We start from the raw sequence: 25,110 nt of genomic DNA on the forward strand, positions 1-25,110 counted from the left end.
CTCACCTCCTATTCAAGCGGTTGTGCCGGGTTGGCGTTGCTGTCGTCATCGAGCATGCCGCTGGCGAGCCATTGCGTGTAGCGCCGGTATTCGCCATTGATCTCGACAAAATACGTCGGCGTGAGTGCCACGACCTGGCTGTCTGCCGCCTGCGTATGCCAATAATAACCGAGGACGATATCCTGAATGCCCGTTGTCGCGTAGCCATCTTTTTTCAGCTGAGCCAGCACCGTCGCCGTGGTCGGCAGCGTTGTTTTCGCCTGCTGCGTGGGAATCGGCACGATCAGATTATTGGTGGAAAAATCGATCTGCAGGCCCGAGCTCGTGCTCGCCACCGTGACCTTGCCGTTGTCCTCGCCGTTAAAGATCGGCAGGCCCTGGGCAAATGCGCGGAAGGTGGTCTCCTGGCTGGTGCGGTCATAGGAAAAATAGCGCACCGCATTGAGGCCCAACAGATTGAGGTTCCCCAATCCACTGTACGCCTTGGTCAAGGCGGTCTGGAGATCCTTTTTGCGGTTGGCGGACGCGGCATTTTCAAATTCCATCAAGCCGCTGGATGGCGTGAGGGTCAGGCGATAATTCGTGCCGACCGTGTAGACCGTCTCCGCCCCAATCTCCCGCGAGTCGATTGCGCTGGCTTGCTGGGCCGGCATCAGAAGTGCCACGTAATGGTTGGCGCTTTGCTGATCGAGCAGATAGGCATACGGCTGCACCTGAATCTGGTCGCGATACACCGCCACCTGCCGCGTGCCGAGGCGCATCTCGCTGATTGCGAAGGCATTTGGCAACGTGTCATCCACCGTCTGGCGCAGCGCCGCCGTCTTCGCGTTGGTCAAATTGCCATAGCGCACCTGGCGCGTCTCGTCGTTGATGAAGGCCAGCCGGTCCGGATGGGCAAAATCAAACAGCAGTCGATCAAACTGAAAATCGCCGTTGGTCGCGGTCGCTTTTTTATTGAAAAAGCCGCTGTTGAATGTGCGATAGGTGATCATCCCGCTGTAATGCAGTTGCACGGTGTCCTGGCTGGCCAAGAGCTTCGTGAAGTCATCCGCGCTGAGCCGGACCGCGGTGCCGACCGTGCCCAGGCGCCACTTGGCCATCGCCAGGCGGACCGTTTGTGCGGCATCATTGTCCGCCTCAAACAGCTGCCACTTTTGCCCGTTCTGCTGGTAATAGACCGCAGTCGGCGCCATGACGGTGGACTTGAGTTTGGCGATATTGGGATCTTTTTTCGTCTGCACGACCGCGGTGGTTTCTTCGCGGCCCAAGCGTGACGGATTCTGCCAGATCAACCAGGTGAAAACAAGACTCAGCGCGATCATCGCGATGAGGCTGACGCGTAAGATCCAGCCACTAAGCTTCATCCCAATCGCCTCCTTCGTCTTCGATCGGCTGATACGGCAGCGAAATATAGAATGTGGAGCCCTTACCTTCCTCGGAATCGACCCAGATACGGCCGTTCAGCGCCTCCACCACTTCCTTGGAGATCGCCAGGCCAAGCCCGGTGCCGCCTTGTTTGCGGGAGCGGGCCTTGTCCACGCGATAGAAGCGGTCAAAGACTTTGCCGAGGTCCTGGCGCGGAATGCCCAGGCCTTGGTCGGAGATCGACAGAATCACATGGTTGTGCGTCTCAAGCAGCCGCGCGGTGATCACGCCGCCATCCGGACTGTATTTGATCGCATTGTTCATGATGTTGTCGATCACCTGCATGAACTTATCCTGGTCGATCTCGACCCACAGATCGCGCTTGGTGATCTCACGGCGAATCGTGTACGTCTTTTTCGTGGTCGCAACTTCGATGTGCTGGTTGTTGTCGCTGGACGCATGCTCATTTTGCGTCTTGAGCATCATGTCGAAGCGATCGAGGATGTAGTTGAAAAATTCGTTGAGGTTGATGGTCTCAAGCTCGATCTTGCTGGTGCCCGAATCAAGCCGCGACAAACTGAGCAGGTCATTGATCATCCGGATCATCCGGTCGGTCTCTTCCTGCGTCACCTTGAGAAATTGCGGTGCGATCTTCGGATCCTGCCAGGCCCCTTCGTTCAGCGCCTCGATGTAGCTGCGCATAGACGTGAGCGGCGTCCGCAATTCGTGTGAGACATTCGACACGAATTCCCGCCGTTCACGATCGCTTTTTTGTTGCTCAGTGACGTCATGCAACACAGCAACCAGGCCGGAGATGAAGCCGGTCTCCCGCTGGATCAGGCTAAAGTCCACGCGCAAGATCAGCTCGCGGTTGAGCTGTTCCGTGAAGTCCAGCAGCAACTCCTTTTGATTTTCCAGCAGGTCGCGCAGTGTGTAGTCCTTTTCGATGTTGAGCAGGCGCAAGATCGACACGCCGATCACGTCTTCGTTTTTCGTCTCGAGAAAATCCAGCGCCGTCTGATTGATGATGATCACATTGCCCCGGCGATCGGTGGCGATCACCCCATCGGTCATGTGGGCCAGTACCGAATCCAGCCGCCGCCGCTCCGCCTCACTGGCTTCCTGGGCCTCTTCGACGCGGACAGACAGGTTATTGACCGCAACCGCCAGCTGGCCCAACTCATCTTGACCGTAGATGCGGACTTGCCCGGAGTAATCCCCGCGCGCCATTCGAATCGCCTGTTTTTTCATCTCGTCGATTGGCCGCGTGATGGCCCGGGAGATGACAATGGAGATCGCGATGCCCAAGAGGCCTGCGACCAGCGATGCGATGAGGAAAATACGGACGATCTTGTTGATATTGCCATATACAGATTCCATGCTCGCGGTGATGGCAATGGCGCCGACAACGGTGTTGGTGTCGCCGGTCGCGTTGGGATTTTTCACCGGAATGATCTTGGTATAACTGGCGCCGCTGCCATTTTCGTACTCGAAGCCCTCAAAGATCTGGCCGTTATAGAGCACGGATTTCACATTGCTCGCCGCGCTTTTTTGCCCGATGGCGCTTTGCGCGTTGATGTTAGAATTCGCGCGCACGGTCCCCTTGGCATCGACAACCTGAATCTCAGCGGAATTGGCGATCTCCGCCTGGCTGATGGTCGTCTTCATGTCCTTGTTGGCGTCGCCGGTATCCTTGCGCAACAGATCCGTGGCGAGTTTATCTTGAATGTACGGATCGATATTGACCGCCGTCTTGAATGTCTCGATGTTCTGGCTTTCAAGCGAGCGCACAAAATACGCGCCAATGATTTCCACAGTTACCAGCAGTAACAGGATAAACACTAGCGCGATCTTGAAATGAATCGATTGGAAAAAGCGAATCTTCTTATTCATAACAGCCGTCGCTCCATGGAGATAGGTGGCAACGGCGTGATTCGGGCAGGCCGAAAAACGCCGTCCTTAGAGATGATCAGGTCAGAAAGCCGACTTACTCAGCTTCCGGGTTGCGCAGGTAGTAGCCCACGCCGCGACGGGTGATCAGCCAATCCGGATGCGACGGATTATCCTCGACTTTTTCACGTAGGCGCCGCATCGTCACATCGACGGTGCGCACATCCCCGAAGTAGTCGTAGCCCCAGACCGTTTGAAGCAAATGCTCTCGCGTCATCACCTGGCCGATATGCCGCGCCAAATAATGCAGCAACTCAAATTCACGGTGCGTCAGCTCGATCTTCTCGCCGCGCTTGGTCACCGTGTAGGCATCCGGATGAATGGTCAAATCGCCGATGCTCAGCTCCTTGTTCTCATCTTCCGCTTCGGGCTGCGCGCTTTGCGTCCCACTGCGGCGCAGGTTTGCCTTGACCCGCGCCACCAGTTCCCGATTGGAAAATGGTTTGGTGACATAATCATCCGCGCCGAGCTCCAGCCCCAGGACCTTATCGATCTCCGAGTCCTTTGCCGTCAGCATAATAATTGGGGTATCGTGGTCTTTGCGCACCTGGCGTGCCACTTCGAGCCCATCGATCTTCGGTAACATCAGATCAAGTAAGATCAGATCAGGATCTTCTTCGTTCACTTTGGCCAACGCTTCTTCACCATCAAATGCGGTGACAACGTCGTAGCCTTCTTTTGTCAGGTTAAATTTCACGATGTCCGAGATCGGTTTCTCGTCATCAACGACCAAGATCTTCTTCGCCATAGTCGGCCCTCCTTGGTGTGTTCTGCCTCCATTATAACGGTTTGTCACAACAGGGGCAAAAATTCAGGGTGCGCTGAATTCCTGGGGACTGTCTGTATTGACTGCTCTACCAATGTTTACCCTCAGATGCCAGCAGCCATGTACGACGATAACCGATCGCCCCAGGCTCAGACAACCTTGTGACACTCAATATTTGCTGTTCCTAGGACGTCAGAAGAAAGTTAACACCCTCAAGTGTTTATGGTTGTGTTTCACTAACCCCCCAGCTACAATTATGGTATCAAAAAAAGAAAGGGGTGATACGCCATGAAAAAAACTTGTATCTCTCTCATTAGCCTTGTTGCTAGCGTCCTCTTCACTACTATTCATCCCGTCTCAGCAAGCTCTCCTACCTCAACATCCTCAGCCAACAATTCCAATCTACTCTTAGAATTAAGCAACACACAGATCGAAAACCGAGCTCAGCAAGCTATCGATGAATTCAACCTCAACGGAAAGGTCACCTGGCCGGGATACCGCGTTTCAGTTCAGACGAAGCATCTTGGCGACTACACACTTAGTCAGTTTTCTGTTGATATGCCAGCAGGGCCAGAAGTACGAGCGGCGACTTTATTCGCTTCGCCACGAGCCGTCTTAACCGTTGGCACGCTGACCAGAACAGGTGAGGACCAATCGATGTCGATTACAGGTTCAACAACCGTACGCTACGATGAACGTATTTTCGAAGGCATAACATGTGCTAAAATTAGTGGGATGACGAGTAAGTATGAGAGCCATGATAGCCGTATGCTCTGCCGTACCATGTATATGATTTTAGGTCAAGATGGAAATGGATATAATGAAGACGGCTCACGTATGATGTTCGCGGGGGAATACACAGACGGAAAATCCGTTACAAACCCAAAGAGTGGCACGAACTATAGTCTATCCGCACCAACTGAACAGATTCAATTCTATGCGGCTTCTAACGCCCCATTATCAGTAGTGGGAGCAAACACTCAATTTGACCTAAGCCATGTTGATAGCTCAACAATATCCGAATCATTTGAAGTCCAAGCAGTTGATTTTGGTAATATGCCCAACCCTGCTGATTTGGTTCATTCTATCGGCGGATAACGTTCAAAAGTGAAAAGAGGATTTTACATGCGGCCCATACTTCTCGAAGCAATTGCCATATGCACATTACTAGCTGGCTGCTCAGTAGCGTCTCATTCTCCTTCCAGTACCTCCTCTTTGGCCGCGCATCAAACGACTGTATCAAAATCTGCCAGACTCTATCAGGAGCCATCCTTACAGATCAAATATGGTGCACACATTGTTCAGGCAGGGGCAACATTGACACGACAATCTGGATCAGAGCTGAGCATTATCATTAGCGATTTTCCAAAAAGCTACACTGGACAGATTCTCTTAGATGGCGTCGACATTGGCATTGCTGGACCCGACACCACAACGATCACGCTTGCAGACGACCCTTCAGACTCAACTGCTCGGCTAGCGCGCCCAGGCCTACACAGGGTCACACTTAATATCTATCCAGAAAAGAGCGGCCACGCAGTCGCTACACTCTATCACACCTTTTCGACTAGTAAGTAATCGATGCTTTGTAGCAACCCTCCGCCGTCACGTGTCCTAACAATCCAGGTCAACAATCCAAATAGAGTTGATCAATTGCGATACGACCATCTAATGGCATTGAACTTCGACCTGCATGCCATCCGCCGCTTTCCCTCCCTGCCTCGGTCAGGTAAACTGAGCGTGGAGGTGATCACATGGAGATCACGGTCAATCACATTCGCATCAATTATGAAAAGCACGGAAGCGGCGCCCCCCTTTTACTGCTTCACGGCAACGGGGAAGATCTGCACCTTTTCGACGATCTGACGCCACTTTTGGCAAAGACGCACACCGTTTATGCCTTGGACAGCCGAGACCACGGCCAAAGCGAGCGCGGCGTCGCGTTGACGTATGAACTGATGGCAGAGGACGTGCGTGCCTTTTTGCGTGAGCTGAATCTGATGAAGGTAACGCTGATCGGGTTCTCAGACGGCGCGATCACCGCGATGCTGGTCGCCAGTGCCTCGCCAAGGCGGATTCATAAATTAGTGCTAGCCGGTGGTAATCTCACCCCACGCGGCGTGCGGTGGGCGGCACGAACCGGGGTGCGACTTGCCTATCTCAAGCACCGCGATCCGCTGTTGGGTCTGATGCTGCACGGCCCGCACATCAGTCAAAAACAGTTGCGGGCGATCACGGCCCAGACACTTGTGTTGACTGGGGCGAAAGATGTCATCACCCGCAAAGAGAGTATCGCGATCGCCAGCGGTATTCCGGGCAGTATCTTGCAGATCGTCCCAAACGCCGAGCACAGCGATTATGTCAAAGACGCCGGCCGATTTTACCCGCTGATTCGCGCGTTTGTCAGTCCGACGCCAGAAGCATGATTCGTCGCTCGCCTGACAAGGCTAATTGAAAGTGAAGTCCAATCAAGCGCTGCGACAAAACGTCGCGCGCTTTTTTTGCGCAAAAAAACGCCAACCGACAAATTTCGTCAGTTGGCGCCTCAGGACACACTAAAGAGGCCTCGAGAGGCCCCATTTTTGAAATTTTCAGTTACGAACGTGCCGCTGTCTGCGCGGGAGTCGGTGCCGCGCCCTATGTACCGTGTGCTACCCGCTGTGATGGCACACGGTGATCCATCCGACCCATTTTGAACACCAGATGAAAATGGCATCCGTTGTTAACGCTTATACCCGAATCGCCGAACACGCGCCAGCGCCGGTGAGACAGGCCCCATGAGACTCAAGGGAAAGCTACGATCGTTCGGCAACCGGACTCGGCCGGCAGGACCACCGAAGGAATTGGACAGGAGTTCAGTGAGTTTGCAAGGCTCACACCTGCAATCGAGTTAACGAAATCAGTATAGTCGGGTGCTTACTTTTTGTCAACGTTTTCAATCTGCGTGGAATCGCTGTTACAGCGGTGTTGTGAGCGCTTACGAAAAACTTAATGTTTGGTTTACGCACGCGAAAAAAGCCGAGCCCATTTTGCAAGGCTCGACTGATCGATCAAATATATTGTTTGGCCAGCGCGTCGGCGATCTTCAGGAACGGATACTTGTCCGGCGCCTTGGTTGTGTTGGTCAAGAAGATCACGGCGTTTTGACCGTCTCGACTGATGCGCATGAACCCGGTGAAGCCGTAGCCGTAGCCTTGCGCGCGACGCTGGGTCGCCACCGATTGATACAGGCCCCCGGCGTAACTGCTATTCGTGCCAGCTAACCGGGTGTACAACGTCTTTTTCTCCGCCGGCGTCAAAATCGTGCCATCCTGCAACGCTTTTTCCGCGTGATACAGTTCCATGCAGTTCATGTAGAGCTGCCCGGTGCCCAGCTCGAAATGAGCCTGCGTTGCGCTGGTGGTATAGGCGGCACTGAAATCCGCGAGCGCGGCTTTCGGCGGCCAGCGGTATCCCAGGGCGGCCGTTTGTGGGAGCGGGTCATAGGCAAATGTCGCCGCGTTCAACTTGAGGGGATCGAGGATCAGCTCGTGCAAGTTTTGCGGATACTGTTTACCGCTGACCTTCGCCAAGATGCCGCAGAGAATGTTGTAGTTCAGCCCGGCGTAGAAGAAACTGCGGTGCTGCGCCGGGTCAAACTGCACCATGGTCGCCATGTTCGCGACGGCTTGCTGGTCGTTGACGTACGGGCGTGGCCCATATCCTTGGCCAGGGCGATACCCCGAGGTCATGGTCAACAATTCCTGAACCGTGACCTGGCTGGCCGCCGGAAACTGTGGGAAAAATTGGCTCAGTTTGGTCGTCATCGCGAGCTTACCCGCCGAGATCTGCTTCATGATCAATGCAGCAGTCAGGCTTTTTTGAATCGAGTTGATCTCGTACAGCGTCCCCAAACTATTTTTCTGGCCCGTGCCGGCGTTTGCGATACCGCTAGCGTAACTGGCGACCAGTTTCCCGCCCCGCACGATGATTGCCGTCCCGTTGAAGTGAAGCGGGGCAAGGCGACCCTGCAAAACAGCCTGGATGGTCGGGTCCACCGTCGAGGGCGTCTTCGAGACACTGCTAGAACTGGTAACGGTGGGCTCAGAGACCGTCCGTGTCATCGTGACGAGACTCGACTTCGCCTTTTGGGCCACCGCGTTGGCTTGGTGGCGGTGCCAAACATAGGCGCCGCCCATCGCGGCCAGCGCCACCATTGCAAGGGCGAGAATGGCCGCGAGCACATGCGCTGGTCGTTTGGCGTGGGCGGACTGCTCACGCCGCTGTTTGCGTGTTTGCATGGACTCACTTCCAGCTTGTCGCGTTGGCCCACGCGGCGGAATAGTAATGGTGGTTGATGTGGTAAACTGGCTTTTCCTGCTTCTCTTCCAGGAACGGGGCGACAGTCTCATCGACCTTCACCCAGCCGCGCCAACCCAGGTGAATGGTGTCTTGCATAAAGTACTTCTCTTTGCCGTCCTGGGTGAGATCCTGAACGCGGTCAAAGCCTTGGCTGGTCAATTGGTGCTTCACCTTGCTGGCAGCCGTTTTGATCATCGACTGCGACAGCCCGGTGTAGGCGGCCCATTTTTGGTTGATCGGCGGAATGACGAACTGGACGTCGACATGGTAGCGCGCGAATTGCTCCAGCAGTAGCTCCAAGTCGCCGTATTCGGGCGAGCGGCAATAATCGAAGCGCACCTGACTATTTTTCAGCCCATCGATCTTCCCGCCAGCAAGTCGGGTCGAATAGAAATGATTGTCGATGCCCAGGTCATTGTTCGACGTCGCCTTGGCCGCGATCTTGTCGGCCAGCGCGTTCAGCTCCGGATAAGTCGCGGCGGCCGGCAACTGCTTTTCCGCCTTCTCGATCTTCGGCAAGTTATTGGCCTTGAACCCATAGCGGGAAAACAGGGCGTCTTCGTTGTTCAACAGCCGCGCGCGAAGATCCAGCAGCGACATCGTGGCACTGGAGATCGGTTGTCCGGCGGCGATGTCCTTGGTGGCGTCATAAAGCGTCGCGTTGTCACGGATCACCGGCATTTTCAGCAAACGGTGCGCCGCATAGACATCGGCCGCACGTTTTGGCTCCGCCGAGCGCAGCCATTCGATCGTCTGCATTGGCGAAAAATAATAGGCGAAGGCATCCGGCATCTGGCCCATTTTGGTGAACCACTGCAGGGATAAGATAACGACCGCCTTTTTCCCGGCCAACTGCTGAATCATCGTCTGATCGGCGATGAAATGCGTCAGCGACTGGGTCCCCGGCGCACCGAGGAGCAGCGGGCGGTAATTGCGATCGTATTTGGCCGCCAAAACAGAGGGATGAAACGCGTCCATCCGGGACAATTCACTTGAGCCGAAAAACGGCACGTAGCCGTCTTGGACCGCCTGATGCTTGATGCGCTGACCCGCAAGCACGTCTGGTGACAAGGAGACCGCAGCGCGTTCGATCGTGCCACGGTTCAGATTCCCCAGCGGAAGCGGCGCGACCAAGATCACCGCGACTAGCGCAAAGGCGACCGCAATCGGTCCGAAGATCTGCCAGAGCTTCTTTTTCATTGGGCGTCTGCCACCTTTTTGATGATCTTCGCAGCCGTATCCCACTGGCTGCGGTCGAACTCAGAAACAGGAACGGTCACGCCGAGCTGGTCCTGCAGTTCAAGCAACAACTGAACGGTGTCCATCGAATCCAGCAGGGCGTTGTCAAACAAGTTATCATCCAAATTGTTGGCCAGGTCTTCGCCAGTCAGGTCCTGCAAAATGTTCAATACCGTTTCTTTGATGTTTTCAGCCATGATAATTTCTCCTTTTGATTGTTGATAGAATTGATTGTGGGTGAAGTTAGCTGCTCAGACTTAAACGCTCGGCTTCGCACCCTTTCCAGTTGGGCTTCGCGGGGCAGGGGTGAGGCATCTAACTGGTCCCGTCACTCGGGGCTAAGAGCGCCCCAAGCGCCAGGCCCAAGTTAGCTGCTCACCCCTGAACGCTCGGCTTCGCACCCTTTCCAGTTGGGCTTCGGCCCGCATGGCGGAGACCTCTAGGCGTCTCATGCACTCGGTGGCAAGGTGCGCCACCAAGCACCTGAGCCGGCCTAGCTGTTCCGCCATCCCGCGGGCCTCCGCACCCTACCGCGAGATATGTGGCATTGGTGCGAACCAGAGTTGGTTCAGGAAGCCCGAGAAGATCAGGAATGAGAAGCAGACCACGTTGAAGGTGATGAAGATCGCCAAGGCCTGGGTCCACTTGTTGTGCGGCAGTGACTTGCGATGTTTTTTCTTAAACCGAAGCCAGATGTCATTGATGATGATCGCCGCGGCATGGAACAGCCCGTAGACGATGTAGTACCAGGTGACGCCGTGCCAGAAGCCCATCACCAGGAAGTTGATCAGGTACGCGACCTGGGACACGCGGATGCGATTTTTCACCAGCTTGTGCTTCATGATGAAAAACGTGACGCGCATGAAGATGAAATCGCGGAACCAAAACGACAGGGTCATGTGCCAACGTTGCCAAAAATCCTTGATATTGCCGGCGATGAATGGCTTGTTGAAATTCATCGGAGTGGCGATGCCCATCAGGTAAGACACCCCAACGGCAAACAGCGAATAGCCTGCGAAGTCGAAGAACAGATACATCGAGTACGTGTACATGTACTTGACCAGCTCCAGCGACAGGCCGGTGCCGAAGAATGCATCGCGCATCCCCATCGCCCCGCGCGCCACCTGGGGCAGTGCAACGGTGCCAAACAGATAGCCGAGAATATATTTATACAGAAAGCCGATGAAGATGTAATGGACGCCTTTGCCGACCATGTCGATATAAGCATCCCGGTCAGGAATTTTTTCATAATCCTGCTCGAACCGGCGAAAACGGTCGATCGGGCCGCTGGAGATCGTCGGGAAGAAAAGCAGGAAGCGAATGAATGCCCACAGCGAGAAGTTCTTTATCGTGCCGTCGCGCATTTCCATGATCATCTGAACCGATTTAAACGTCAGGTAGGAAATGCCTAAGAACCCGATCAGCGAGGGATGCGGCGAGAAGACCGGGGTCATTTTCACGACCACCAGTGGCATAATGCTGGCAATCACGGCGAGCACAAACATCCAGGTCTGATTTTGCCGACTGCGATAGCGGTGATACCCCCACACCAGCGCGGCTTCAAACACCACATAACCGATCAGCGCGACGCCTTGTTGCCACTTGTCAGCATCAAAGATCAGAAACAAGAACAGAAACGAGACGATCGTTTCATAGATCTTGAACCGCCGGCCAAATGTGAGACCGATCATGAGCGGGACCAAGGCGATGAGCAGATAGACAAAATACATCGGGTTGGCGTATGGCTGCAAATTGATCATTGATCGTTGACCTCCGCGATCAAGGCCTTGATCGCGACCTTGTTATTTTGCGTCTGCGGCAAGCTGTCGCGATAGATGAAGCGCTGCGGAATCATGTACGGCATCATTACGCCGCCCAGGTAGCTCTTGATGGCCTTGGTCAGCGCCAGGTTGCTTTCATAGTCATTGGCTTCCGGCACCACGAAGGCGAGAAGCTGGGCGACTTTATGGTCCGCGTTGTATTTTGGCACCGCGACCCCTTGCCGGATCATCGGTGCATCACTGAGAAAATGGTTGACCTCTTCAAGCTCGATGCGGAACCCATTGAGCTTGATCTGAAAATCGGTCCGGCCGAGATAAAAGATCATGCCGTCATCATCGATGTACCCAAGGTCGCCGGTTGCATAGCTTTGCGTCCCATCGGCAGCCGTGCTGAAGACCGCCGCCGTTTTTTCCGGTCGATTGATGTAACCTTTCGAGACGCTTTCGCCGCTGATCACAAGCTCGCCGACTTGATGGCCGTCTTGTTCGCGCGCGTCCTTCAAGCTGACCGTGTCTTCCGGCTGCATGATCCCGATCGGCAGGCGGGCATGATCAGCCAGGACCTGCTGCGTGATTTGAACGGCGGAAACGGCGACGGTCGTCTCAGTCGGCCCATACGTGTTGTACAGTCGAATCTGTGGAAAACGCTCGAGCACTTTGGCCGCCGTGGCATGGGTCAATTCCTCACCGCACAGCAGAATCATCTCAAGGTCCGGATAATGCGCCGCATCGAAGGTCGGCTCCAGCAAGGCGATGTCTAAAAATGATGGGGTGGAGACCCACACCTGAAGGTCCAGCCGAGGCAGGGTCGCAAACAGTTGCATCAGATTGTCGGTGACGGATTTTGGCATCACCTCGATGCACCCACCAGCCGCCAAGCCGACATACAGGTCCATCACAGACAGATCAAAGGAATATGGCGCCTGACTCAGCATTTTCGGATGCATCGGCAAGGCGAAGGTGTGCATCCAGTTGACGAAGCTGACCAAATTGCGATGGGAGATCTGAACCCCTTTTGGCTGACCAGTTGTGCCCGAGGTGAAAAGAATGTAGAAATTCTCATCCCCCTGCACAGGCTGCAGGCCTGCCGCTTGCTTGCCACTAGCGATTGCCGTCGTCACTTCAGCCGGCGTCATGACCGGCGTGTGCATCGCGATCGGCAGATCCGCAAGCGCAAGGACATAAACGGGCTGGGCGATCTCTTCGATCATTGCGAGCCGATCGTTAGGCGAATGGGTGTCAACGGGAATGTAGGCGTGGCCACTTTTGACGGCGCCCAGCATCGCGGCGATCGTCGCAAAACTTTGATCGCAGTAGATCATGATTGGGCCAGCTGGAATGTTTTTCTCTGCCAACGTGGCCGCCACGCCATCGGATGCCTGTTTCAATTCCCCATACGTGTTGATCTCGCCGAGCACGTTATAAGCAGGTCGGTCCGGATCGGCCTGAGCGATCGAGTCAATGGTGTCAATGATGTTTTTGATCATAATGGACCTCCTAGAATTCGTTGTAGATGAAGCGGCTATTCGTCACGCCGCGATAACTGTATAAATAAACCAAGATCATGATGATGATCGCGTAAAGCAGCGTGCGGCCGATGAATTGAACGACCGGCTTATGCCACCAGGTCAAAAAACGCGCTGTCATTGCGTTTACCTCCTTGAGTTGCTGTGCGGGGGTTGGAACAGCCAAGTTGGCCGCCCACCCCTCCCGCACGGCTGCACATCCTGTAGTTGAGCTCCGGCCCGCATGGTGGGAACATCTAGGCAACTCAAGCACTCGAGGGTAAGAGCGCCCTCAAGCGCTTGAGCCGACCTAGCTGTCCCACCATCCCGCAGGCCTGCGCATCCTGTAGTTGAGCTCCGCCGTGCAGGGGTGAAACGTCTAACTGACCCTCGCGCTCGGCGGTCTTGCCGCCAAGCACTCCCGCCAAGTTAGTCGTTCCCCCCTCCCGCGCGGCTGCGCATCCTATCTAAATATTCCCCTCACGACGTACATGACGGGGCGCGGGCGGCCTCTTCTGTGGACGCCGCTCAGCCATACGAGCAGTTGCGCGAGGTTCAATAGCAGCAGGCCAAGCACCAGCTGGCCCATCGCCAGCGCGACGATGCCGAAAATGGCAAGGGTCAATGCGCCGATGCGCAACCAGTGCCGCCATGGGACCGGCATCCCCGCAGTAGGCGTGGCCGGCCAGACGAGGTACCGCTGACGAAACCCGATCCAGTCGATCAGCTCAAGGGAAAAGCCCTCTTTGGTGGCCACTTTCAGCAAGGCGCTTCGGGCGGCCGCTGTCAGCAAGGCGTAATGATACCAATGCACCGGCGGACTCAGCCGCAGGGCGTGGTCCTGCCCCGGCATCGTCACCCCGACCACTTCCGCCCCCGCATCGAAATGGTTGGACAAAAGTTGCGGCAGTAGATCTTCATGCGGCTGATCCAGATCGGCGATCAAGTAAAGATCCGCCGTAATGTTGGCCAACCCCGCCTGCACCGCGGCGTCAAAACCAAAGTGACGAGATAAACTGATGTAATGGATGTGTGCTGGGTCTTTTGCGCGAAGCGTCTCAATGCTCGTCAAGACCTCGTTATTGGCGCCGTCGTCGATCAACCAATAATCAACAACAAGCCCCGGCCAAAGCCGTGCGCTTTCATCTAGTGCCGCCCGAAAGCGGATCACTGTTTCCGTGATGGCTGTCTGTTGCCAGCTTGGCATGATCAACGCCGCTGTCGGCATATCGATTCCCCCTCGCACAAAAAAACACCGTCGTCAGAATTTTTCATTCTGACTCAACGGTGTCTAGTGTAGGAAAATATAACGGTGGCTTCCCCTTATATTTTCTATATATTATCTGAGTTTTTCTCAGAAAGCGGCTTCCCTGCCGGCAACGTCAGGGTGAACCGGCTACCGCGGGGTTGGTTATCCGAGACCGTCAACTGACCGTGATTAAGGGCGGTCATCCGGTTGGCGATCGCCAGGCCAAGCCCGGTGCCAGCCACTTCCTTGGAGCGGGCCGCGTCCACGCGGTAAAAACGGTCGAAGATCCGTTTTTTCTCCGCTTCGGGAACACCTTCGCCGGTATCCGTCACGGTGATGAACACGTGCTGGCCGGATTCCTGCAACAACACCTCGATCGTGCTGTCTTCCGGTGAATACTTGCGGGCGTTCGAGATCAGCGCCGACACAATCTGCTCAACCGTGTCCGCGTTGGCATACGCGATCACGCCTGGATCTCCCTGGAAGGTCACGCGCTGACCAGCAGGTGGCTGGGCGACGACCAGCCCCTGCATCAAGCGGGTGACATCAAATAAGGCGAGCGTGAGGGTGGCGTGATCCATGCGCGACAGCTGGAGCAAGCTCTCGATCAGGTGCTGCATGCGCAGCGACTCAGTGTCGATCACTTCAAGCGATTGTGGCACCAACTCCGGATGGGCCTCACCGTGGCGCCGAATTAAGGACAGATGCCCCCTGATCGCCGTGAGCGGCGTGCGCAACTCGTGGCTGGCATCCGACACGAATTGATGGTCGCGGATCACCTGGCGATTGAGCGAATTCAGCAGGCGGTTGAACTCGATGCTCAGTGCGTGGACTTCCACGGGGTTATCGGGCACCGGCAGCGTTTCGTGGTACGTGACATCCTTGGCAGAATCAATGCTGTTGGCCGCCTCGGTGAGCTGAACCAGTGGCTGGTTGAGACGCCGCGCGAGCAGCCCAATCAGCCAGATACCCAGCACCAACCCGATCAATGTGATGCCTAAAATCGTGGTGACCAGCAGGCGCAGAAGATTGACCATCGGATTAAGCGACTGCCAGATCTGATAGTGAATGGTGACGGTGCCGCGCCGCTCGGTGGCTTCGCTGTGATAGTACAGTCCCTGGTCCGGTTCATATTGGACATGCGACGACAGTGGCCACTCATCCAGATCATTTTTCAAAAAATGCTGCGTGCCACGGGAAAAATAGGTCTCCTCGCCGGCATCATCCGTCATCGTGACTTTGACAAAGGCACGGCGGGTATTGGCCGGCGTGCTGTTATGCCACTTCTGCCAATCCGGTTCGTTGGTTGAGGTCGCGCTTTTCAGCGTGCTCATCATCAAAATGCTGTCATCGCGCTTGCTGCGAATCAGGTGATACCCGACGAGGCCGATCGTCGCAAAGCTGGTGACCACCATGATCACGGCTAATAACCAAATATACGTCCAGGTCATGCGACTGGCGCTGGTGCGTTGCCGCTTGCGGCGCGGCTTGTGGGGCGATGCGGTGGCCTCGGCAGCTCGCTTCTCTGGTGCTTGGCTCATGCCTTGCCTCCGATCTCATACCCAACGCCGCGCACCGTCTGGATGAGCGGTGGGAGGCTTGGGCGCTCGATCTTATTGCGCAGGTAGCGAATGTACACATCCACAATGTTGACCTGGCCGTCAAATTCCGGCCCCCAGACCTGATCCAGCAATTCATCGCGGGTCATGGGCTGGCCGGCGTGTTGCATCAGCGTTTGAAGCAGGTCAAATTCGCGTTGTGTCAGCTGGGTGATCTCGCCATTGCGGGTCACCTGATGGGCTTTTGTGTCCAGAATCGTGTCGCCACAGCTGAGCTGTTTTTTCGTGGGCGCATCGTGATGCCGCAGATTGACCCGGATACGGGCGAGCAGTTCCTCGATCTCAAAGGGCTTGGTAATGTAATCGTCGGCCCCATTATCCAGGCCCGCCACCTTGTCCCCCACGTAATCGCGGGCGGTCATCATGATGATCGGCACCTGGGACAATTTTCGAATGCGGCGCATCACTTCCAGGCCGTCCAGCCGCGGCAACATCCAGTCCAGCAAAATGAGATCGATATGCTCTGCCTGCGCCTGATAGGTCTCCCAGGCAGTCTGGCCATCTTGCGCCACCACCACCCGATACCCCTCAAAGCCTAGCTCCGAGCGCAGGTATGTCACCAAGCCATCCTCATCCTCGACCAAAAGTATCGTTTCGTTCATCAGCTGCCGCCTTTCCGGACCATCCGCCATGTTATGTGCACAGCGTACCACGTCAACTGAGCGACTAGCGGTAACAGTTTTGTCATCTTAGCCGGCGAAACCGGTTGCACAATATAATAGAAGGAAAAATTTTCGGCAAACAAACAAGGCGCCAGGAAAGATGCCCTGCGCCTTGTCAGAAGTACGATTCATATGACTGACACACCGCTATTTCGCTGCGCGATCGCCTGTCTTTTTGCCAAAATGCTTGCGGAACCATTTCTTCACTTGACCGCTCATCGTCTTGGCCCGGACCAATTTTTCCGAACCCAGATATTTGCGGGCCACGCGCAGCGCCGGAATGGCATCTGAAACGACGAAGTTCATCGTGCGGCCGTCATCGAGGTCGATGTAAATGCCCCGGATGTGTTTTTTGCCGACGACTTGAGCTCGAATCAGCGCCACATTTTCCCATGGAATCTGAACGAAGCCCGCGCCGCTGTTGGCCCGGTATTCCATTCCCTTGTCGCCAAACGCCATCACGCCGGGCCGCGGGGAATTAGGATTGAGCATCGCGTTGACCTTGATCGCGTATTCGACCTCGTGATTGAGTGATTCGACCATGCCTGTCGCCGCCTTTCTGAATACCTTATTTTAACAAAAAAGACGAGGCGTTGACCCCGTCTTTTGGCTTATCTTTAGGCACCGAGCACGCCGCTCCAGTAGCCCAGAATCCCCAGGCCAAACAGCGCGAAGATGATGATGATTGGACTGACTTTTTTGCGTAAGAGCCAGACGCAGACCAGCGTTAAGAGAAGTGGCATCAAGCCGTAGATCAACTGGTCAAACGTTGCCTGCAAGGTCGTGACCTTGTTGACGTCAACGTTGCTGCCGTTGCGGATCTGGTCGATCACGTTCCGCCAATCCTCGGCCTTGTGTGCGCCAGTCCCGTTGATCGCGGAGAAATCGACCAAACTCTTCTTGTCGTTGGCAATCGTACTGGTGATCATCGGGAACTTCATCGTGGTCCATCGTGGCACCAGGACGCCCATGATGAACATCCCTAAGATCGACGCGCCTGTGGTCAGCTTCTGCATGAAGCCGCCGGACAGATCCTGCGTAATGTTTTCGCCTTGGCGATACCCGAGTTCCTGGGTGTACCACAGGAAGGCCATCCGCATCACGTTCCACACAACGAAGAAGAAGATCGGGCCAAGCCAGCTGGACTTCAGTGCAAGGGAAGCCGCAAACGCCCCGATAACAGGACGCATGGTCCCCCAGAAGATCGGGTCGCCGACACCAGCCAGCGGGCCCATCATCCCAATTTTGACCCCCTGAATCGCTTTGTCGTCGATTGCGGCGCCGTTTGCGCGTTTTTCCTCAAGGGACATTTCGACCCCAAGGACCGGTGATGCCAGGTATGGGTGTGTGTTGAAGAATTCCAGGTGGCGCTTGAGAGCAGCCGCCCGGTCGTCTTCGGTCTTGTACAGTTTCTTCAGGGCCGGAATCATGGAATATGCCCAGCCAACGTTTTGCATCCGTTCGTAGTTCCAGGACGCTTGGAGAAACTGACTGCGCCACCAAACATGCAGGCGGTCCTTTTTGGTCAATTGAATTTGTTCATCAGCCATTGTCGATTCCTCCTTACTCGTAATCGTTCAAGATGTCGTCGAGTGGGTCGCCCCCGGCACCGCCAGCATTGCCACCACTGTTGCCACCGCCGCCATTGAATTTAGGCGACAGCTGCAGGTAGACAAGTGCCAGGCAGACGCCGATGATCCCCATCCCGATCAGCGAGATCTCGGAAACGGCGGACATGGCAAAACCGATGAAGAACCACGGCCACAAAGCAGGCGTGGCCATCATGTTGATGACCATCGCGTAACCAACGGCGACGATCATGCCACCGCCAGCCTGCAGCCCGAACTTGATCACTTCCGGAATCGCGTTCAGAACGCCTTGCACGGTCTCCGCCGGAATGGCGATGACCAGCGCGGCAGGAATGACGATACGCAGGCCCTGCAGCATCAGCGCCGTTAAATGATACGCTTCGACGCCGCGGAACGAGCCTTTTTTCGCCTGGTTGTCAGCGCCATGCGCCAACCCAACGGTGATGGAACGAACGAAAATGGTCAGCACCAGACCGGCAACAGCCAGCGGCATTGCCAAAGCAACGGCGGTATCCACGTCGCTACCCTTCATGGTGACCAAGATCGCGGCCGCAACAGAAGCCAAGGCGGCATCCGGTGCAACCGCAGCGCCGACGTTCATCCAGCCAAGGGCGATCAGTTGCAGCTGGCCGCCGAGCAGTAGCCCTTCAACTGGATGCCCGGTCACCAGCCCGATCAACGCACAGGCGATGATCGGCTGATGGAATTCGAACTCATCAAGAATGCCTTCCATCCCGGCAAAAAACGCAACGATGAGTACGAGAATAATGGTAATTGCAGACATTGTTCTCCTCCTAATATGTAGTGAGACAAGTAGCGAGGCAGCGGTGCGTTTGCGTGCCACGCGAAATGACCGCGAAAAACACCGCATCAAAGCGCCACTTGTCTATTCCCTGATCAAACGCCCTTGAGACCCGACTTTTTCAGCAGGTCGTCCAAATTGGCTTTGCTATCCGTTGGAACCTTTTGCACGTTGAACTTGACCCCTTTTGATTCGAGGTGCTTGAAGGCATCAACGTCTTCCTGATTGACGGACAGCACGTTGTTGATCATCACTTTGCCTTCCGAATGGGCCATCGAGCCAACGTTGACTTCTGGCAGTTCGACCCCGCCATCCACCACGCGCACAACGTCTTCCGGATTTTCAAAGAGTAGCAGTGCCTTGGTCGTGCCAAAGCGTGGGTCCTTGAAAATGTCGATCATTTTCTGAATCGGAATCACGTTGGCTTTGACACCAGGCGGCGCGGCCTCAGTGATCAAGGTCTTGCGCAGGTTGTCATGTGCGACATTGTCGGACACGACGATGATGCGCGTCGGCTGTACGGATTTGGTCCAAGCCGTTGCGACCTGACCATGAAGCAGACGCGAATCGATACGAGCGAGCCCGATCTTGATCTTGCCATCGCCCAGCACCGTTCCTTCTGGCAATGCGCCAGCGGCCTGCGCCGGCGCAGCCGCTGCGGCAGGTGCTTCGGCTGCTTGTGGTTCCAGACTTTCCGGCTTGACTTTGACCCCGTCACGTCCGGCTTCGACGATATGCGCCGCAATGTCCTGCGCCGAATCCATCGACAGCCGTGATCCATAGGCTTCGATCAGCATCGGCAAATTGAGCCCTGTGACCATCGCCCATTTGTCTTCGTGATCCGCCAAGATGAGATTGGCCTGGTTGAACGGTGAGCCGCTCCACAGATCGATCAGGAACAGCACTTGTTCCTGGTCGGAGAGTTTGGCGATCGCGTCTTCCAGGTGTTGGTGCAGATCGTCCGGACCTTCATTGGGCATGAAGGTCACGACTTCGACGTCTTCTTGCTCGCCGAAGATCATCTGCCCGGATTGTTTGATGCCAGCCGCGAATTCGCCGTGACTGGCAAGAATGATACCGACCATAATGTCGCCTCCTAGTAAAAGATAAGATGGACCAGCCCATGGCAAAATAGGCGCCCATCAGCTCCAGAAAACAGTCTAAACATTGCTTTCATTGAATGCAATCAAAACGGCTCGAAAAATAAGGCGTTTTCATGAAAGAGTTGCGTTGATAACATTCTCGTGGCAACTTTTTTTCGCGGAACCGCTCCCATTTTTGACCCCGATGACCCCCATGAGCCGCCGCACACGGCCACCAGCCCAATTTTGATAACTAATTTCAGAAACCGAAACCGGTTGCACGAAGTAAGTTCAATTATTTACAAACTATATTTATGTATTCTGATTGACAATTTCTGAAAGCGCTCATTTTTTTGTTGCAAGCCGATCACGGGTAGTGCAGATCTGCACCCTGCGCGCCAGTCACATCAAAAGAGGCGCATCATCAATAGGAAAGCATGATGAAGGAGGCCCCAAAATGGCGATCGGCGATCAGATTCGAAGCATCCGACTCGAGCATCATTTATCGCAGCAGGCCCTTGCCGACCAGCTGCATATTTCCCGTCAATCCGTGTCCAAGTGGGAAACGGGCAGTGCCCAGCCCAGTTTTGACAATATTGTCAGTCTCAGTGATCAGTTCGGCATCAGCCTGGATGACTTGTTGCGGGCGGACTTAACGCTGCTTGCAGCCCTGCGCCAGCAGGACCAGCAAAAAGAACGGCGCGTATTTTGGCTCGGGCTACCCCTGGCCGCCTTGCTGCTGACCTTGCCGCTAGTTCTGACGAATACCGCAGGCACCAGCTGGCTACCGGACCTGTTGGCGCTTGCCGGTGCGGCCCTTTTTCTGTGGGCAATGAGCCGCCTCCAGCGCCAGCCGCTGTGGTCTCAACTGGCACGCGGACTGAAATGGTCGCTATGGGTGGCCCTCGCCCTGTGTTGGCTCCCAATCTTGATCAACGGCCTGGGCGGCTTCTTGGTCGGGCTGGGGCGCCACTAGCGACGCGCCCGCCCGCGCCTGCCGGTTGCGGCGGCGGTGCAACCAGGCGGTGCTCGTTTGGCGGTATTGCCCGGGTTAGGCTTTGAGATGGGGATAACCCCAACTCAAATACGAAGGTGGTCTAACCATGACAGATCTTTCTGCTTTACCCAAGCACCTCGAATTAAAATCGCTCGCAGTTCTTGGCATCAGTTTGCTTTCATTGATCTTATTTGCCTTTCTGTTTCGCCACGGGCCGTTAGACGAGAACGCCCGCGTGGCCCTGGTCCAATTGATCGTTGGCCTGATGATGGTGGGTCTGTCTGTGAGCTGGTTGCGGTTGCCACTATTTGATAGGCCAGCGCACCTCGTCCCTGCCATGAGCGCGGCCGGCGTGATCATCGCATTAAACTGCTTGGACCTCGGCCGCTTTCCGGGCTGGTCCTGGTGGCGCCTTGGTGATGCGCTACTACTGGGCTTGGCCGCCGGGGTAATGGAAGAGATTCTATGTCGGGGCCCGCTATTGTTTATTCTGGCCAAACATGCCCCGAGCGCCGTTTCTAGCAGCTGGTTTGCGGCAGTAGTGTCGGCGGTCATTTTCGGGCTGCTGCACCTGTTAAACGCTGGGGGCTCGCAAAGTCTGTGGCAAACCGTCCTGCAGGTCCTCTATACGATGGCCTTTGGATTGGCGATGGCCGCACTGTACCTCATAACGCACAATCTACTGGTGCCGATCTTAGCGCACACCATATTTGACACGATTGCGTATTATTTTGACCTGAATGGCACGTCCAGCATGGGCGGCAGCTGGTGGGGCTGGCTGAGTTTTGCAGCACTCACCGGCGGCTGTCTCGTGATCGGGCTTGCATTGATGGGAACCTTGCCGCATTCGGCGCTTATTTCCCGGGCAATAGGCGCGCCGACGACACAGATCGTAGCGGGGCCGAATGCAACCGACGCCCCGAACGAGGCAAGTGAGGCACCCCTGCACGCAAAGAAACGAAACCTGTAGCCGTCCTTTTGTCTCTCACCAAAAATTCATCTTTTCGCCACTTTTTTGGCTAGGAGGGGTTGACAAGGCCGGCCGAGTCCTTTAGTGTGGGCTTCAGACATTCGAATAACACCAAGAAATAGAGGTCGCGGGGCCTGACGAACACTGAGGAGTGCCTGAGCACGTTGAATCAGCCGTAAGCATCCACCGCCGAAATCTTGCGTTCTCTCAGAGGAACACAAGGTTGGGCCAAGCGACAATATCGCTTGGACTGTCGCAGCAATGCGGAGCGCTATGATTCTTGTCTAACGACAGAAGCAGCAGGGGCTGACCTTTTATTTATCTAGAGGTCAGCCCCTTTAAGTTTGCTCTATTTCCCCCGGCGGTTTGGTTTGTCACCACACGAAGGGAGAGTTTTTACATGAAGAACAGGATTTGGCGACGCGCGCTTGGCTTAGCGGCCGGGCTTGCGGCAGCACTTGCGCTGGCGGCAGGCAGTTTGGCCCCGCAGTCGACGCAAGCGGCAGATGATGGGACATTCAAGGTCGGCATGGAAGCCGGCTACGCACCGTTCAACTGGACGCAAAGCACCAGTGCCAACGGAGCGGTCAAGATCGAAGGCTCGTCTGAATGGGCGAACGGCTACGATGTGCAGATGGCAAAAAAGGTCGCCAAGGCGCTGGGCAAAAAGGTCGTCGTTGTGAAGACCTCTTGGGATGGCCTGCAGCCAGCCTTGACCTCGGGCAAAATCGACGCGATCATCGCCGGCATGTCTCCGACTGCTGAACGGCGCAAGGCGATCGATTTTTCCAGCACCTATTACGCCAGCAAGTTGACGGTCGTGGTCCGGCGTGACAGTAAGTATGCCAAGGCCACCAGTATCAAGGATTTCAACGGCGCCAAGATCACAGCCCAGCTGAACACCTTCCATTATGAGGCGATCAATCAGCTCAAAGGCGCAATCAAGGAGCCGGCGATGAACGATTTTCCGGCGATGCGTGTCGCCCTTGAATCCGGCACCATCGACGGCTATGTCTCCGAAGTTCCAGAAGGCATCACCGCTGAAGATGCGAACCCGGACCTCACCTACCTGCGCTTCGACAAGGCCAACGGATTCAAGACCAATCCCGAAGACGTTGACCTGGCAATCGGCCTGCGGAAAAATGATCCGGATAAGGCCAAGATCAATGCCGAGCTCGCCAAGATCCCACAAAAGACGCGTGATCGCCTGATGAACGAAGCGGTCGCAAACCAGCCATCCAGCGATAGCACCAGCAACTGGCTGGTCGCTTTGCTCAAGCAATACGGCCCGATGTTGCTGCGCGGCACCGGCATGACCCTGCTGATCTCCTTGATTGGGACCGTCGTCGGCTTCCTGATCGGCTTGCTGGTCGGCATCGCCCGCACCACCCCAGTACCAAAGAGCAAGGGCAAGCGCGGCCTGCGTGCGATTGGCAACTGGCTGCTCGCCGTTTATATTGAAGTCTTCCGTGGCACCCCAATGATCGTCCAGGCCGCCGTGCTGTACTATGGCGCCGCTCAGGCCTTCCACTTGAACATGGACCGGACGGCCGCCGCCTTGCTGATCGTTTCGATCAACACCGGTGCCTACATTTCCGAGATCATTCGTGGGGGCATCACCTCGGTCGACCCTGGCCAGTTCGAAGCCGCCCACGCACTGGGCATGACCCATCTGCAGACCATGATCAAGGTGATCTTGCCGCAAGCGATTCGCAACAGTTTGCCGGCTGTCACCAACGAATTTATCGTCAACATCAAGGATACGTCCGTTCTGTCCGTCATCTCCGTTTCCGAATTGTTCTTCTCCGCGGAGACTGTCGCTGGACAAAACTTCCAGTTCTTCCACACCTACCTGGTGGTCTCGGCCATTTACCTCATCTTGACCTTCACCATCAGCCGCCTGTTCCGCATTGTTGAAAAACACATGGATGGGCCAAAGAACTACAACGTCATGACTAATCAGATGCAAGTCGAGACCCCGAAGATCGGCTAGAAAGGAGCACAACATGACTGATTCAAACGAAACGATTCTCGAGGTCAAGGACCTCAAAAAAGCTTTTGGCGACCATGAAGTGCTCAAGGACATCAGTTTTTCCGTTAATCGCGGCGAAGTGATCTCCGTGATCGGGAAGTCCGGCTCTGGCAAGTCGACGCTTTTGCGCAACATCAATCTGCTTGAGGAGCCAACCGATGGCGACATCCTGTTCCACGGCCAAAGTATTTTGGCTGACAATTTCGACCTGCGCCAATACCGCGCCCATGTTGGCATGGTATTCCAGAGCTTCAACCTTTTTCATAACCTGACCGTGCTCGACAATGTCGTCGTCCCTCAGGAAACCGTGTTGAAGCGCGACGCCGCCGAAGCCAAGGCCCATGCGCTGGACCTGCTGAAGCAAGTCGGCATGGAGCCGTTCATCAACGCGAAGCCGGGCCAGCTTTCCGGTGGCCAGCAGCAGCGTGTGGCGATCGCCCGCGCTGAAGCGATGGATCCGGAAGTCTTGCTGTTCGATGAGCCAACTTCTGCCCTGGATCCGGAAATGGTCGATGATGTCCTCAACGCGATGACCGCCTTGGCCCACACTGGCCTAACGATGATCGTTGTCACTCACGAAATGGCGTTCGCTCAAGATGTGTCGGACCGCGTATTCTTCATGGACGAAGGCGTCATTGCCGAAAGTGGCACCGCGGAGCAGATCTTCGAGCATCCGCAAGAAGCGCGCACCCAGGAGTTCCTGCGGCGTTACCTGACCCGCGCCTGATCTTTGCAACACCCCCTAATACGAACGGCGACACCGAAGCGCAGCAGTAGCGCGCCGATGCCGCCGTTTTTTTGAAGGGTGCGGAGCCTTACTAGGAAAAGGGTGCGGAGGTGCGCGGGATGGTCGGGGGGGCTAACTTGGCTCGGGTGCTTGATGGCGCACTTCGCCATCGAGTGCACGAGACGGTTAGACGTCCCGACCATGCGCACCGGAGCCCGACTATAAAAGGGTGCGCGGCGCGGCGTTCAGGTCTGAGCAGCTAACAGGGTCTGGTGCTTGGGGCCGCTCCTAGCCCCGAGTGCCGGACCCAGTTAGATGCCTCAGACCTGCCGCGCGGAGCCTTACTAGGAAAAGGGTGCGGAGCCGTGCGTTTAGGGGTGGGCAGGTAGCTCGGCCTAGACGATGATGTGTTCCAATCCCCATCAGACGCAAAA

The 25,110-nt window shown here is 55.7% G+C and carries 22 protein-coding genes and 1 riboswitch; of the genes, 6 read left to right on the forward strand and 16 right to left on the reverse strand.

The window, feature by feature from the left end; all coding sequences use genetic code 11:
* Nucleotides 1-8: 8 nt before the first annotated feature.
* The 3 genes from EKM95_RS02790 to yycF form a co-directional block, all read right to left on the reverse strand.
* Entirely contained in the window at nt 9-1,364 is a 1,356-nt protein-coding gene (locus EKM95_RS02790) for a YycH family regulatory protein (RefSeq protein WP_125696316.1), read from the reverse strand.
* Nucleotides 1,354-3,258, reverse strand: coding sequence for a cell wall metabolism sensor histidine kinase WalK (gene walK, locus EKM95_RS02795; protein WP_125696317.1), 1,905 nt, complete (start codon nt 3,256-3,258; stop codon nt 1,354-1,356). Before walK ends, EKM95_RS02790 begins: the two co-directional genes overlap by 11 nt.
* Nucleotides 3,259-3,352: 94 nt before the next feature.
* Entirely contained in the window at nt 3,353-4,063 is a 711-nt protein-coding gene (gene yycF, locus EKM95_RS02800) for a response regulator YycF (RefSeq protein ID WP_125696318.1), read from the reverse strand.
* 306 nt (nt 4,064-4,369) lie between these two features.
* Here yycF and EKM95_RS02805 point away from each other — a divergent pair, with 306 nt between their 5' ends.
* Together EKM95_RS02805 and EKM95_RS02810 are read left to right on the forward strand one after the other, a co-directional pair.
* Entirely contained in the window at nt 4,370-5,179 is an 810-nt protein-coding gene (locus tag EKM95_RS02805) for a hypothetical protein (protein WP_125696319.1), read from the forward strand.
* A 656-nt stretch (nt 5,180-5,835) separates the two neighbouring features.
* Nucleotides 5,836-6,507, forward strand: a complete 672-nt coding sequence (locus EKM95_RS02810) for an alpha/beta fold hydrolase (protein WP_125696320.1) — start codon at nt 5,836-5,838, stop codon at nt 6,505-6,507.
* Nucleotides 6,508-7,131: 624 nt separating this feature from the next.
* On the opposite strand, the gene EKM95_RS02815 is transcribed toward EKM95_RS02810, so the two are convergent.
* From EKM95_RS02815 to EKM95_RS02875, 13 genes are all read right to left on the reverse strand, one after another.
* Nucleotides 7,132-8,361: a serine hydrolase domain-containing protein gene (locus EKM95_RS02815; protein ID WP_164510063.1), complete on the reverse strand. Its 1,230-nt coding sequence runs from the start codon at nt 8,359-8,361 to the stop codon at nt 7,132-7,134.
* A gap of 4 nt (nt 8,362-8,365) precedes the next feature.
* Complete coding sequence (gene dltD / locus EKM95_RS02820; RefSeq protein ID WP_125696322.1) at nt 8,366-9,622, reverse strand: D-alanyl-lipoteichoic acid biosynthesis protein DltD; 1,257 nt, start codon at nt 9,620-9,622, stop codon at nt 8,366-8,368.
* Nucleotides 9,619-9,858: a D-alanine--poly(phosphoribitol) ligase subunit DltC gene (dltC, locus tag EKM95_RS02825; RefSeq protein WP_125696323.1), complete on the reverse strand. Its 240-nt coding sequence runs from the start codon at nt 9,856-9,858 to the stop codon at nt 9,619-9,621. The genes dltD and dltC overlap by 4 nt, the downstream gene beginning before the upstream one ends.
* A gap of 330 nt (nt 9,859-10,188) precedes the next feature.
* Entirely contained in the window at nt 10,189-11,421 is a 1,233-nt protein-coding gene (gene dltB / locus EKM95_RS02830) for a D-alanyl-lipoteichoic acid biosynthesis protein DltB (RefSeq protein WP_125696324.1), read from the reverse strand.
* Nucleotides 11,418-12,929, reverse strand: coding sequence for a D-alanine--poly(phosphoribitol) ligase subunit DltA (gene dltA, locus EKM95_RS02835; protein ID WP_125696325.1), 1,512 nt, complete (start codon nt 12,927-12,929; stop codon nt 11,418-11,420). The genes dltB and dltA overlap by 4 nt, the downstream gene beginning before the upstream one ends.
* A gap of 10 nt (nt 12,930-12,939) precedes the next feature.
* The gene (locus EKM95_RS02840; protein WP_125696326.1) at nt 12,940-13,089 is read right to left on the reverse strand and encodes a teichoic acid D-Ala incorporation-associated protein DltX; all 150 of its coding nucleotides are present in this window, start codon (nt 13,087-13,089) and stop codon (nt 12,940-12,942) included.
* 321 nt (nt 13,090-13,410) lie between these two features.
* Nucleotides 13,411-14,175, reverse strand: coding sequence for a glycosyltransferase (locus EKM95_RS02845; RefSeq protein WP_125696327.1), 765 nt, complete (start codon nt 14,173-14,175; stop codon nt 13,411-13,413).
* 104 nt (nt 14,176-14,279) lie between these two features.
* On the reverse strand, nt 14,280-15,737 hold the full coding sequence (locus EKM95_RS02850; RefSeq protein WP_125696328.1) for a sensor histidine kinase: 1,458 nt from the start codon (nt 15,735-15,737) through the stop codon (nt 14,280-14,282).
* Entirely contained in the window at nt 15,734-16,417 is a 684-nt protein-coding gene (locus tag EKM95_RS02855) for a response regulator transcription factor (protein ID WP_125696329.1), read from the reverse strand. Before EKM95_RS02855 ends, EKM95_RS02850 begins: the two co-directional genes overlap by 4 nt.
* Before the next feature lie 207 nt (nt 16,418-16,624).
* On the reverse strand, nt 16,625-17,020 hold the full coding sequence (locus tag EKM95_RS02860; RefSeq protein ID WP_125696330.1) for a DUF956 family protein: 396 nt from the start codon (nt 17,018-17,020) through the stop codon (nt 16,625-16,627).
* 74 nt (nt 17,021-17,094) lie between these two features.
* On the reverse strand, nt 17,095-18,027 hold the full coding sequence (locus EKM95_RS02865) for a PTS system mannose/fructose/sorbose family transporter subunit IID (protein ID WP_125696331.1): 933 nt from the start codon (nt 18,025-18,027) through the stop codon (nt 17,095-17,097).
* 13 nt (nt 18,028-18,040) lie between these two features.
* Nucleotides 18,041-18,850: a PTS mannose/fructose/sorbose transporter subunit IIC gene (locus EKM95_RS02870; RefSeq protein ID WP_125696332.1), complete on the reverse strand. Its 810-nt coding sequence runs from the start codon at nt 18,848-18,850 to the stop codon at nt 18,041-18,043.
* A 113-nt stretch (nt 18,851-18,963) separates the two neighbouring features.
* Entirely contained in the window at nt 18,964-19,953 is a 990-nt protein-coding gene (locus EKM95_RS02875; RefSeq protein WP_125696333.1) for a mannose/fructose/sorbose PTS transporter subunit IIA, read from the reverse strand.
* Between the two features lie 454 nt (nt 19,954-20,407).
* Here EKM95_RS02875 and EKM95_RS02880 point away from each other — a divergent pair, with 454 nt between their 5' ends.
* The 4 genes from EKM95_RS02880 to EKM95_RS02895 all read left to right on the forward strand — a co-directional run bounded on the left by EKM95_RS02880 (nt 20,408) and on the right by EKM95_RS02895 (nt 24,676).
* A complete protein-coding gene (locus tag EKM95_RS02880; RefSeq protein WP_125696334.1) occupies nt 20,408-20,926 on the forward strand; it encodes a helix-turn-helix domain-containing protein in 519 nt (172 codons plus the stop codon).
* A gap of 127 nt (nt 20,927-21,053) precedes the next feature.
* Nucleotides 21,054-21,917: a CPBP family intramembrane glutamic endopeptidase gene (locus tag EKM95_RS02885; RefSeq protein ID WP_125696335.1), complete on the forward strand. Its 864-nt coding sequence runs from the start codon at nt 21,054-21,056 to the stop codon at nt 21,915-21,917.
* A gap of 111 nt (nt 21,918-22,028) precedes the next feature.
* Nucleotides 22,029-22,199: riboswitch (Lysine riboswitch) on the forward strand.
* A gap of 118 nt (nt 22,200-22,317) precedes the next feature.
* On the forward strand, nt 22,318-23,910 hold the full coding sequence (locus EKM95_RS02890) for an ABC transporter permease subunit (RefSeq protein ID WP_125696336.1): 1,593 nt from the start codon (nt 22,318-22,320) through the stop codon (nt 23,908-23,910).
* 13 nt (nt 23,911-23,923) lie between these two features.
* Nucleotides 23,924-24,676 carry an amino acid ABC transporter ATP-binding protein gene (locus EKM95_RS02895; RefSeq protein WP_125696337.1) on the forward strand — a complete coding sequence of 251 codons (753 nt, stop codon included), beginning with the start codon at nt 23,924-23,926 and terminating at the stop codon, nt 24,674-24,676.
* The last annotated feature ends 434 nt before the right edge of the window (nt 24,677-25,110 follow it).

It is taken from the genome of Lacticaseibacillus yichunensis, from assembly GCF_003946405.1.
GTDB classification, from domain to species: domain Bacteria; phylum Bacillota; class Bacilli; order Lactobacillales; family Lactobacillaceae; genus Lacticaseibacillus; species Lacticaseibacillus yichunensis.